This window comes from Sporolactobacillus laevolacticus DSM 442 (assembly GCF_000497245.1).
Taxonomy (GTDB): Bacteria; Bacillota; Bacilli; order Bacillales; family Sporolactobacillaceae; genus Sporolactobacillus; species Sporolactobacillus laevolacticus.
This window is the reverse complement of the sequence record NZ_AWTC01000008.1, coordinates 86,347-98,004: the sequence shown is the minus strand read 5'-3', so window position 1 is coordinate 98,004 and position 11,658 is coordinate 86,347. Positions and strand designations below refer to the sequence as shown.

General features: G+C 44.4%; 10 protein-coding genes. 3 read left to right on the top strand and 7 right to left on the bottom strand.

Annotated elements, in window-relative coordinates:
* Positions 1 to 135: 135 nt before the first annotated feature.
* The gene (gene rlmN, locus P343_RS27900) at positions 136 to 1,209 is read left to right on the top strand and encodes a dual-specificity RNA methyltransferase RlmN (protein WP_023510127.1); all 1,074 of its coding nucleotides are present in this window, start codon (positions 136 to 138) and stop codon (positions 1,207 to 1,209) included.
* 112 nt (positions 1,210 to 1,321) lie between these two features.
* On the opposite strand, the gene P343_RS27895 is transcribed toward rlmN, so the two are convergent.
* From P343_RS27895 to P343_RS27875, 5 genes are all read right to left on the bottom strand, one after another.
* The gene (locus P343_RS27895; protein WP_031263928.1) at positions 1,322 to 1,960 is read right to left on the bottom strand and encodes a LysE family translocator; all 639 of its coding nucleotides are present in this window, start codon (positions 1,958 to 1,960) and stop codon (positions 1,322 to 1,324) included.
* Between the two features lie 17 nt (positions 1,961 to 1,977).
* Positions 1,978 to 2,661, bottom strand: a complete 684-nt coding sequence (locus P343_RS27890) for a hypothetical protein (protein ID WP_023510125.1) — start codon at positions 2,659 to 2,661, stop codon at positions 1,978 to 1,980.
* A 13-nt stretch (positions 2,662 to 2,674) separates the two neighbouring features.
* Positions 2,675 to 3,628, bottom strand: coding sequence for an FAD:protein FMN transferase (locus P343_RS27885; RefSeq protein ID WP_023510124.1), 954 nt, complete (start codon positions 3,626 to 3,628; stop codon positions 2,675 to 2,677).
* Between the two features lie 2 nt (positions 3,629 to 3,630).
* Positions 3,631 to 4,353, bottom strand: a complete 723-nt coding sequence (locus P343_RS27880) for a DUF2271 domain-containing protein (RefSeq protein WP_023510123.1) — start codon at positions 4,351 to 4,353, stop codon at positions 3,631 to 3,633.
* 333 nt (positions 4,354 to 4,686) lie between these two features.
* Entirely contained in the window at positions 4,687 to 5,856 is a 1,170-nt protein-coding gene (locus P343_RS27875; protein ID WP_023510121.1) for an MGDG synthase family glycosyltransferase, read from the bottom strand.
* Positions 5,857 to 6,032: 176 nt separating this feature from the next.
* Between P343_RS27875 and P343_RS27870 the strand changes: the two genes are divergently transcribed.
* Positions 6,033 to 7,430, top strand: coding sequence for an MFS transporter (locus P343_RS27870; protein WP_023510120.1), 1,398 nt, complete (start codon positions 6,033 to 6,035; stop codon positions 7,428 to 7,430).
* Positions 7,431 to 7,538: 108 nt separating this feature from the next.
* On the opposite strand, the gene pepT is transcribed toward P343_RS27870, so the two are convergent.
* Positions 7,539 to 8,771, bottom strand: coding sequence for a peptidase T (pepT, locus tag P343_RS27865; protein WP_023510119.1), 1,233 nt, complete (start codon positions 8,769 to 8,771; stop codon positions 7,539 to 7,541).
* A 126-nt stretch (positions 8,772 to 8,897) separates the two neighbouring features.
* Here pepT and P343_RS27860 point away from each other — a divergent pair, with 126 nt between their 5' ends.
* Entirely contained in the window at positions 8,898 to 9,845 is a 948-nt protein-coding gene (locus P343_RS27860) for a nucleoside hydrolase (protein WP_031263925.1), read from the top strand.
* A gap of 190 nt (positions 9,846 to 10,035) precedes the next feature.
* On the opposite strand, the gene P343_RS27855 is transcribed toward P343_RS27860, so the two are convergent.
* The gene (locus P343_RS27855) at positions 10,036 to 11,658 is read right to left on the bottom strand and encodes a hypothetical protein (protein WP_023510117.1); all 1,623 of its coding nucleotides are present in this window, start codon (positions 11,656 to 11,658) and stop codon (positions 10,036 to 10,038) included.

Sequence of the window (11,658 nt, the reverse complement as noted above, 5' to 3'; positions counted from 1 at the left end):
CTCAAGACAGGGCTTGCCTTGTCTTGTTTTTGTATAGGTGTAAGGCTTATACAGGAAGCTTGGGATGTGTCTTGCTTATTTGGCTTTGATTCAGTATGATGAAATCATCACGCATTCTTAAAAGAGGTATTAAAGATGAGTAAAATGTCCATTTATGGATTAACTTTAGATAAATTAACAGACTGGCTTGTCGCTCAAGGGGAGAAGAAATTCCGCGCAGCACAGATCTGGAATTGGATTTATGTTAAGCGCGTCGATGACTTTGAGCAAATGACAAATCTCTCTAAGAAGACAATCCAGCTGCTTCAAAATTGTTACGTGATGGGCACACTTGAGAAGCAGATTGAACAAAAAGCAAAAGACGGCACGACAAAGTTTCTGTTCCGCCTATCTGACGGCAACCTGATTGAAACGGTACTGATGCCCCATGAATACGGACTTTCGGTCTGTGTCACCTCACAAGTCGGTTGTAATATCGGCTGCAGTTTCTGTGCCAGCGGACTATTAAAGAAAAACAGAGATTTGACGAGTGGCGAGATGGTCGAGCAGCTGGTTGCCATACAGCGCAGCCTTGATCAAAAAGGTAAAGATGAACGTGTGAGCCATATTGTGGTTATGGGCATTGGCGAACCGTTTGACAACTTTGATTACGTCATGGATTTTCTTCGGATCATTAACGATGGAAAAGGGCTGGCGATCGGTGCGAGACACATCACCGTATCTACAAGCGGTATTGTTCCGAAAATTTATGAATTTGCTGATATTGACTGGCAGATCAATCTTGCTATTTCGCTGCACGCGCCGAACAATGAACTGCGCAGTCGGATCATGAAAATCAATCGCGCTTATCCAATTGAAAAACTGATGGAAGCTGTAGATTATTACCTGAAAAAGACGAATAGGCGCATTACTTTTGAGTATATTATGTTAAAAGATATTAATGATCATAAAGAAGAAGCCCTGCAACTTGCTAAGTTGCTTGAAAACAAGCGACATCTCGCGTATGTGAACTTGATTCCCTACAATCCGGTTGAAGAGCATTCTGAATATCAACGAAGCGAGAAAGAGTCTGTTGTTGCATTTTACGAAACACTGAAAAAACGCGGCATTAACGCTGTTGTACGTAAGGAATTCGGTACCGACATTGATGCTGCCTGCGGCCAGCTACGCAGTAAGCAGATAAAAAAAGAGCGCGTACGTAAAGGTTGAGTCAATCAAAAAAATAGGGAATAAATAGACCCGGATGAAAGGAATATATTCCTTTCATCCGGGTTTTTAGTGCGACCGGCATGGGCGAGTATTCAATTTGTATCAAAAGTGTTTATCTATGCCCCGCGAGCGCAAGTTGGATGCCGAATCCGATCAGGATACAGCCGGTCACACTTTGAATTACGCGTTGAACCGCCGGTTTTTGCATCCATAGACTGAAAATGGTGATAAGCAGCACATACGAACTGAACAAAATAAAGTTAACGATGATATGCGAGACACCCAGCTCAAAAAAGGGCACAATCGATTGATTGTCCGACCGAACAAATTGAGGAAGAAAAGTTAAAAAGAAAACAGCAACTTTAGGATTCATCAAGTTGGTTAATAATCCTTGAAAATACCCAGCCTTTTTTGAAAGGTACTTTTTGGAGAAGGAAGGTTGCCCATTGATTTGAGCGGCAGTCTGATTTTTAACAGTTAATAATGTTCGGATGCCGAGATAAGCCAGATAAAGCGCACCAATGTATTTAAAAATGGAAAAAAGTAAAGCGGATTCTACAAGCAAGGCGGATAGACCGAGTGCTGCCGCGGTTGTGTGGAACATGAGCGCGGTGGACGTTCCGGTAATGGTACTCAAACCAACTGACTGTCCATAAAGCAGCGTATTCCGTGTTGCAAGCGCCATATCCGGGCCAGGAAGCATAATCAAAAAGCAAGAGACAATAATGAAAAGCAGATAATGTTCCACCAGTAACCACACTCCAACAATTAGTGATGAACGCTGTCTTGACTCAGATGTGATCTGCGCAAAGCCTTTTTCTTAAGCGAGCTGGCCATCTGGATCTGCGCGATCATGAGCGTCAAAACAATTAAAAAAGTAACAACATACATGGAAAAGATAAACACATTTTTGGAATCCGTGCCTCCCATGATGCCATGAGTAAGCGCTAAAAGGAATAGAAAATAAGCAATCAGATGGAAACTGCGCCAGAGCTTGACCGGCATTATCTTTTTCAGGTCGGTGGTCAGTAGCACAAACAGTAGACCATAGAGTGTAAGCGTACCGAGTCCATAGAGAAACGGTTCGCGCGGTGCCGTGAATGGAATGAGAAGCTGTGCCCATGAAAAAGGGACATAAGGATCAATAATAAGAAGCAGCGGGTGAAGCATGGCGACAAATACTCCGATTGTATTGAGATAAAAGTGAAAGCTCAGGAGCAGATCACGAGCGCCTTTTTTGCCTTTCCAGATCGGCATGCCTGAGATAATGCCAAGGCAGATGCCGCAGAAAAGGAGCAGGTACGCAATTATCCCCAGTACACGAACAATTAGCCAAGTAGGTGTGGAAGCGGGTAGGATGCCCGTCCGGCGTTCGATTTCAATGAATATACTTAAAATAAGGATTAAAGCCAGTCCAACGATCCATTTTAAAACTTTATGCTTTTGTTCCATGGCATATCTCTCCTTATTGAGCGGAAAGTATAATTTTTTTGGGAAATTGCTCGTGGATATAATCGTTTAGATTAGACGACATGATTAATTGACCATCTTCCATAATGAACAGGTAGGCACAATCGGGCTGTATCGCGCGAAGCCAAGCGGGTCCGTCCTGGCTTCCCAAGATCAGCAGACATTTCGCATAGATTTCACAAGGAAGAAGCGCTGGACCTATGACGGTTGCCTGGATGATATCAGAATCAGAAGGAGATCCGTTCCGTGGATCAATCAGGTGATGCAATGTGATACCACTGTCACGCCAACTCCGTTTGGTCTTGCTGCTCGTGGCGACACCCCATCGGCCAATATGAAAAGCAAGTTGACCGATGATTTGGTCATCCTTATAGGGATGAGACACGCCAATGACCCAAGGTGTCCGGTCATGTGTGTCGTTCCAGCACATGATGTCCCCACCGGCATTGACCAATCCTCTTGGTCGACCGTGGTCAATCAAGTTCAAGACAGCTTTCTGTACTGCCCACCCCTTGGCTATGCCGCCAAAATCCAGCATGCTGTCTGGGCTTAATGTTACGGATCGTTGGTCAAGATCAAACGTAAAAAATGTGTTTGCGGATTGAGCAGGATTTTCTTCCTTGTCTCTGTGCTCGTGCTGGTAATTTATTTTTTCAAAGGAGCAGTCGTAACCAATTTCACACATCAATTGGCCGAGAAAGGGATTGAAAATTCCACTGGTTTCTGAATAAAAACGAAGGGCCTCGAATAAAAGTTCAGCAAACTTCTGTGATACTAATGTAATTTGTCCGGCACGCCGATTGACGTGGCTCAGTTCACTATCTTCTAAAAATCTGGAAAACTGATTTTCTACTAATGACATCCATTCGAAGACTTCACAAGCGTCCGGCGCATTTATTCCGGAGGTTTGCACATGAGTGTTCATTTGATTGCTGTGAAATTCAGGCATGTTCAGGAACCTTGTGTGTTTGTTGGCGGATCTTGTTTGACGGAAGCGATGCTTTTGCCCGAATCGAAGTCAGCATGCACGTTTTCAAGCAAAACGCCGTGAGATTTTGCTCCGGCCGGCTTGTAGACCACCTGCGCGGCTGTCTGTGTATCTTTTTTTCCGACAGTGATCTTTCCGGTGAATACTACACGATTTTGCCAATAAATGTTACCTTCGACTTTATAAACATAGGTGCCTGGTTTCACGGCTTTGCCGGAAGCGTCGGTGCAGTCCCAATAGACGGTATGCACGCCGGCATTCTGTTCAGGCAACTTAACACGATTCACTTCTGTTTTCGACGCGTGTGCCCAATTCGATGCTTTACGCCATTCAGGAAGTGACTCCGGCCGCATATCGTAACCGCCACCGGCAGTAAAGCTGGATGCGCGCAAAGTCTTTACATAATTTCCTTTTTCATCTTCAATCCAAAAAGCAATTTGATTACTCGCCAATTGATTAAGATGAAATAGACGATAGTTTATGGCTACTAGACCGAGTGTCTGCACATCGGGAATATTGGCAGCGTTCGTTTGTGATGATGGTTCAGGTAACGATGAAGCATCAGAAGAGGATGTTGAATGAGAAAGGGAAAAAGGATTATCGACATGTGCAAAATTGGACATGCTGGAAAGGATAATGACACCAGCGCCCAGCGTTCCAACGACCGGGGCTAGAATTTTTTTCATGATCTTTGCTCCCTTTTAATCGCGTTTTGTCCGTTGGCCAAGTTTAATGGAACTTTCTTTCATTATTGTACTGCAAATCCGAAAATTTTTATATTGATGAAAATGACGTACGTGTGAATAAAACAAAAAGCGGTGGGAAGCCTTAAAGGCTCTTCCACCGCTTTGTTAAAGAGGATGTTCAAAAAGTCCGGGAAAAATTGCTGTCGAATCTCTTCGTCAACTTGTTTCTCCGCTCCTCACGTATTCTTTTCATACGCTCCGGTGCTCGAAACTGCGCTTCCTTGATCTTCTCGGCCCTTTTTGTCTTCCTTTTTGAACAGACTCTTAAAGAAATTACGATTCATAATTAATGTTATTTAAGGAAACCTCATGCGCGACGCCTGCAGGTTGAAAGTCTTCACCCGGGATGTTCAAAATAAAGTTTACGATGTTTTCGGGAATTTGCGGATCAACAAATTGCTGTTGTGATTTTTTGATCTTTTTCAGCATGGCAACATTGTTATCCAGTAATTCGTTAATAGTTGGAACAAGGTCACTCATTGAATCGCAAGTAATGGCCAGGTGATATTTTTCCGCGAACCTAGGATTTTCCGCTTCCTGACCGGGCAGCGCTCCTGTGATCACAATCGGAGTATTGCATGACACAGCTTCCATCATTACATTTGGACTGCTGCGCACGAACGCGATGTCAGAATTAGCAATCAAATCTTGGATGTTTCTTGTAAATCCATAGATCTTAACTTTGTCGCCATATTTCTTCACCAGCGTTTTTTTTAGGTGAGCTTGTAATTTTTCATTTCTTCCGGCTACAATGGTAATATTGAAACCAAATGTTTCAATCAATGTTTTAGCCATTTTGCCCATATGCCCGACACCTTCGCCGCCGCTCATGATCAGGCAGTTAAGCGGTTTGCTTGGCGAATACTGCTCGGCATCTTTGGATTGATGATTGTAGAATCGCTCGCGGACAGGAAAACCGAGCACTTTGATTTTGTTTGCCGGAACACCAAATTCAATACATTTATCCTTTGCCTCTTTGGTAGGGCTGATAATGTAGTCGGCGCGGCTGTCTGCCCAAAGCGGGGTGATACTGATCAAGTCGGCGATCAGGGTCACGAAAGGTATATGAATGTCGCTTTTTTCGAGAATGTTCAGGATGGAACCGTTAAAATTCGGATGAACGGTCAGAATGAGATCAGGCTTAACTTTGTCAAGTAGAGCAAGAAATTTTGTTCGAATTTTCATCTCGATCAAATGATTCACAAATGGCACTTTTACGGATGTGATATCCCAGATTATTTTCCAGAGATGCTCCGAGTTTCTGGTGATGGGTCCATACATCTTGCCGACTTTAAGCAGTGTATTGCCGCCCAGTGAGAAACCATCGACCACATGAATTTTTACATCCGGAACAATATCAAACTTTTCACTCAGCGATTCCGTAATGCTTTTGTGACCATGCCCGGTGTAATTTGAAGATATGATGAGTATATTTTTAATCATCGAAGATATCCTTTCTCTAACAATTGGACTGACTCGCTAGATAAGCAGTCTCTTCTGTCTACCTTACATTGTATGCTAAACTGGGACAAGAAACAATTTTTTTTTGAGAAGTTATTGCATAATCGTATCAGAGAGCGATGTAACGTGCAATAAAAACCTAAGGAGATTACGTGTGTATGTCACTGCAGAAATTTAAAACTGTGTACGCTATATCCGTTTATGTCAGCTTGGCGGCTTTTGATAATATAGTTATCGGTCTGTTTCCTCCGCTGTACAAGAGCATCTCGCATGATTTGAATGTAGCAATTTCTTCAATGGGCGTTATTTCGGCGATCAATATCCTCGCAACCGCTTTTTCATCTTTGTACTGGGGTTATCTGTCGGGCAAATACACGCGCAAGCGTCTAGTCATTATCGGTACGCTTATTTGGGTTGTCGGCGTCTATCTGACATCACTGAGCGGTTCCTTTATTCACTTACTGCTTTGCCAGATTATTACGGGTGTCGGGCTAGGCTGTATCGCTTCTATTGGGTTCAGTGCGCTTACTGACTATGTGCCGTACCATTCAAGAGGCATGATCCTTAGCCTGTGGGGCATGTCTCAAGGGTTTGGCGGGATCGCTGGCGCGCTGATCGCAGCGATCATTTCAACCATGTCCAACTGGAGGATTCCCTTCGAAATTTTGGCAATCATCGGCATGTTGCTGATCGTCTTTTATTTTTTTGTAGAGGAACCGCGTTTCGGAAACGCAGAACCTGAGTTGCAGAAACTGATGGATCGCGGCATGGATTATTCGTACCGTGTTGGTATCGGCCAAATCATGGACATGATCGGGAAACGGAGTAACTTATTGCTCTTCCTGCAAGGCTTTTTCATGAATATTGCGACCGGCAGTCTAATTTGGTTGCCCACGCTTTACATATCCAAAATTGAACAGCTTGGCTATGGAACGAAAATAGCAGTGATTGTCGCTGCATTCCTATTCGGTATTTTCCAGATCGGCGGCACGTTTTCCTCCTTTTTTGGCTATTTGGGTGATGTATTTCAAAGAAAAAGTTATAAGGCGCGTGCATTAATCACTGCTGTGTTCGTCTTTCTGACCATGCCTCTGTATATCTTATTATTTATTTTTCCAATCGATCAATTATCACTCCCAGACACAACAAATTCGGTAACTTTATTTATTAGTTTGCTTTGGGATCTGGTTTCTAACCCTTGGATTCTGTCGCTTTTTGTCATTTCTCTATTGGCGTCGGCAGCGCAGTCAGCAAATACACCGAACTGGCTGGCGCTGATTACCGATGTTAACTTGCCTGAGCATCGAGGCACGGTGTTTAGTATTGCAAATTTAGCAAACAGTTTGGGAAGAACGGTGGGTAACCTTGGAATAGGAGCCGTGCTGGCTATTGCGTCCATTTATCTGGATAGCCCAGGTAAATATATTTTGACGATGAGCATTTTGCAGCTTCCACTCATTCCGTCCGCGCTTTGTTATTATTTTATGGCAAAATACAACGTTCGAGATATTCATTCGGTCAAGAAAACGTTGGGTAAGCGCGGGAAAATTGTGTAAACGAGTCTGATCAATAACCCAACCGTTCCGCTCTAAACGTTGGTGCTATGGAATAAATTAAAAAACGCCGCTGAAATCCGTATAGGATTCAGCGGCGTTTTTTAGAATTTAGGCTTGTTCTTCAAACAATCGTGCGATCTCAACAATAGTCTTTGTTGCTTTAATCATGTCGTTGACCGAGATGTATTCAAATTTACCGTGGAAATTCTCTCCGCCGGTGAACAGATTTGGCGTTGGCAGGCCCATGTAAGAAATCTGTGCACCGTCGGTTCCTCCGCGGATAGGTAAGATTTGTGGTTCGATGTCCAGATTTTTCATTGCTTGGTAAGCAACCTCAACAACTTCCTTATGTTGTTCCACAATTTCTTTCATGTTGTAGTACTGATCTTTTAATTGAAGCTCGATAGTTCCTTCTCCGTATTTCTTTTCAAGTTTCTGGACGGTTTCTTGGACGAAGGCTTTTTTCGCTTCAAATTTTTCTTTATCGAAATCGCGAATGATGTAAACGACTTTGGTTTGTTCGACATCTCCGCTGAAGGTTAACGGATGGTAGAAGCCTTCGTAGCCATCGGTGAATTCCGGAGCTTCTTCAGGAGGCAGCTGATTCTGGAAATCAACAGCCATCTTGATGGAACTGAGCATTTTGTTCTTCGCTGATCCGGGGTGAACGTTGCTGCCTTTAAAGATCAGTTTCGCTTCGGCTGCATTGAAGTTTTCATATTCCAGGCCGCCAAGCGCGCCACCATCAACAGTATAAGCGAGGGAAGCGCCGAATGCTTTGACATCGAATTGATGTGGGCCGCGTCCGATTTCTTCGTCGGGAGTAAAAGCGACGCGCACTATACCGTGCTTAACTTCAGGATGCTGGATCAGATAGTCCATCGCGGTCATGACTTCTGTCACACCTGATTTGTCATCGGCACCCAGAAGCGTTGTGCCATCGGTTGTGATTAGTAAATGACCCTTGTAATTCAGAAGTTCTGGGAATGTTTTCGGGCTGAGCACGATGTTCAGCTTCTCGTTCAAAACGATGTCTCCGCCGTCATAGTTATCAACAAGCTGTGGGTTGACCCCATCACCGGTGAAATCGGTTGCTGTATCGACATGCGCCATGAAGCCGACAACCGGAACATTTTTGTCTGTATTGGCTGGGAGGGTGGCCATTACATAGCCATTCTCATCCATGGTGACTTCTTGCATGCCGATGGCTTTCAGCTCGCTTAAAAGTTGGCGGGCAAGGGTCAGCTGGCCGGGTGTTGACGGGCAGCTCGGACTATCATCGTCGGATTGTGTGTTTACTTTTACATATGAAGTGAAACGTTTAATCAAATCGTCTTTCAACAGAGTTTGCCTCCTTTTGTCATATGTATTATCTTACCACTTCAACGCTTTCAAATCATGCTTGCTCTCCTTTGATCGAGTCTGCTATTTTTAAGAGACAGAAGATATTGTTTCGTAAAAGAAAGGGTGCAGGTAATGGAACGAATGAATGTCTATTTTAATCACGATGCGGGTATTGATGATCTTGTGTCCTTATTTCTGCTGCTGCAGATGGAGCAGGTGGAGGTGACGGGTGTTTCGGTCATTCCCGCTGATGGGTATTTAACGCCGGGTATTGAGGCGAGTCGGAAAATAATCGACCGGTTTGGAAGGAAACCCGTAGAGGTCGCACGATCGAATTCGCGCGGGCACAATCCTTTTCCGAAAGAATGGCGTATGCACCCGTTTTTCGTTGATGCGCTTCCTCTATTAAATGAATCGGGAAAAGTAGAAGCGCCTTTGAGTACGCTGCCTGCGCATGAACATTTGGCGCAAACGGTTAAGGGTAGTGTTGGAAAAACAACACTCCTTTGCACCGGACCGTTGACCGATGTGGCGCGTGCACTCGACTTTGCTCCCAATATTGAGGAGAAAATCGAGCGGTTGATTTGGATGGGCGGCACATTGAATCCGGTAGGAAATGTGCAGGAGCCGGAGCATGATGGTACAGCGGAATGGAACGCATTCTGGGATCCTGAGGCGGTTGCGCGTGTTTGGCGCAGCAGCATTCCTGTGCAAATGGTCGCACTCGAGAGTACCAATCAGGTGCCGTTAACCGTACCAATCCGCAATCAGTGGGCGTCACTTCGGAAATATACAGGACTTGATTTTCTTGGTCAATGCTATGCAGCGGTGCCGCCGCTCGTTCATTTTGAAAGCAATTCAACGTACTACCTGTGGGATGTCCTGACAACGATGGTGGTCGGTGATCCCGAGCTTGTGCAGACTAAGACGGTACGTACCATTGTCCATACGGAGGAACCATCTCAAGGAAGAATCGAAGCCGCTGAGGATGGGCGTCCAGTCGAAGTTGTGTATGATGTGCAGGCGGATCGATTCTTTGAAGAAATAATTAACCTGGCGAAAAATGCATAAATAGTAGCTGAAGGAACTATGACTTCAAGATATGATTGTGGAGAAGCTGTAGTTGTACGAATACTTGTGTGTACTACTCTTAATGTTAATAAATGCTCAACCTGAACAAAAAAATGCAGAGGCAAATGCCTCTGCATTTTTTACACAATACGTTTGGTATCCATATGGAAGATAAGGGATCTTTTTTCGATTAAAAAACTTTCTTCCAAACAATCATATTCGCGATCAGCAGGCATGCAATGTAGATTAAAATACCGTATCCGGGAAGAGCCCAACGAATCATGGCATGCGCAGCTATAAACAGGCCTGCGATCAGAAACAGAAAGAGAATCATATAATTTCCGGTAGTCGGCGCTGAATCGAAAGGCTCGGAAAAGGGGAGCGTGTCGTCCATACAAAAGTGGTAGCTGATCACGCAAAAGATTGGAGCCGTCAGCAAAACGGCGATCACATCCGGCAGGATACGCCACTGAAAAAGGAGCAGAAAAAGTAGTGATAAAATCAGAAATACAGGCAGAAAAAGCTCCGTAAGACAGGCTTTCAGCGTTCCGGAAAAGATGGAGGATCGGTTTTTAATTGGCGTGGTGCCGTAGATCCAGGCACCCTTATAAGCGCTGGAGTATTTAAGCATGAGCAAGGAAGCGGGAATGAGAAGCAGACTAAAATAGACATAGTAGTAACCCGATCCTTTGCTCACCTGACTCCATGTTGAACCGTGCAAATTGTTCAATAAAAAGATAAAAGGGAATACGAATGACATGCCCAATGATGGATAGACCTTAAGCTTAAACATTCGGTCCTGTTTCATCATCAGTGATGCGAATCGGAAAAAGATCCGTTCTTCCGAGCTGCGGCAAAGCAGCTTAGCAAAAAAATGATTCATTTTGCCAAGCCGACGTTTGCTGGTTCCCTCTTGTGCTGATAACTTCGCAATGGCCGTTTCGAAGGCTGCGCTAAACTGCTGATAAACGAGGAACAGCACAATCGGTACAACCAGTCCTAAAAGTGCAAAAATTGAGAGCGTTGCGGCGTGCCGACCTCCAAGTAACCACTCAAACATCGCACCGAACCAGAGCGGCGGAACAAAAAGTTGCCACCATGAAAAGCCTATCGTGATGTTGGTCATCGTGACGTCGAATGCACGGATCACAAGTTGATAACCAACCGCAACCGTAAATGAGAGAAAGATTTGCACATAATTTATGACATCCTTAAGACGCTCTCCATCAAAGAATTTAAGAACAATTAAGTAGATGAATGTGGTGCAGGAAATAGCGATTAGGTCAATCAGGACAAGATTCAGCAGGAACAGCAATAAAAACAGCGGTCCGCTGCGCAGCAGCCCGGCGATTGCGGATGGCAGCGCGAGCGCGCCAGTAAGAAGGATGAGATAAATACAGATATGAACGGTTTTGGCCGCATGCAGCGTCTTAGCATCAATCGGCTTTGTTCGTAAAATCGATTGATCGCGAGTGTCCAGCAAAACCGAAGAAAAATCCGCGATCATCGCAGTCATCACCATAAAGAGGATGATGCTGAAGATCATACTCATTCTAAAGAGATAATCTGAACCGATGAAGTTTAGTGGGACGATAAATAGCCCGGTTAGTGCATAAACCCAAAGCGATTTGAGAAACAGATTCCCTTCTTTGTTCTTCTTTCTCGTTCGTTGATTAAGTAAAATCGGCGCCCGCCGAGTATCCATCAGTAATTTTACGGCTAAAATTTTTCGCATCGTCGTGTAATCGACACCAAGCCGTTCAAACAGCCAGTGCAGGCGATCAAGAAATTTGAGAAAACGGATCTTTTCCAT

What these genes read in the sequence shown, in the direction of transcription:
- P343_RS27885 (WP_023510124.1), bottom strand. Translation starts at nt 3,628, where the DNA reads ATGCCTGAATTTCACAGCAATCAAATGAACACTCATGTGCAAACCTCC.
- P343_RS27870 (WP_023510120.1), top strand. Translation starts at nt 6,033, where the DNA reads ATGTCACTGCAGAAATTTAAAACTGTGTACGCTATATCCGTTTATGTC.
- P343_RS27880 (WP_023510123.1), bottom strand. Translation starts at nt 4,353, where the DNA reads ATGAAAAAAATTCTAGCCCCGGTCGTTGGAACGCTGGGCGCTGGTGTC.
- rlmN (WP_023510127.1), top strand. Translation starts at nt 136, where the DNA reads ATGAGTAAAATGTCCATTTATGGATTAACTTTAGATAAATTAACAGAC.
- P343_RS27855 (WP_023510117.1), bottom strand. Translation starts at nt 11,658, where the DNA reads ATGGAAAAGATCCGTTTTCTCAAATTTCTTGATCGCCTGCACTGGCTG.
- P343_RS27875 (WP_023510121.1), bottom strand. Translation starts at nt 5,856, where the DNA reads ATGATTAAAAATATACTCATCATATCTTCAAATTACACCGGGCATGGT.
- P343_RS27890 (WP_023510125.1), bottom strand. Translation starts at nt 2,661, where the DNA reads ATGGAACAAAAGCATAAAGTTTTAAAATGGATCGTTGGACTGGCTTTA.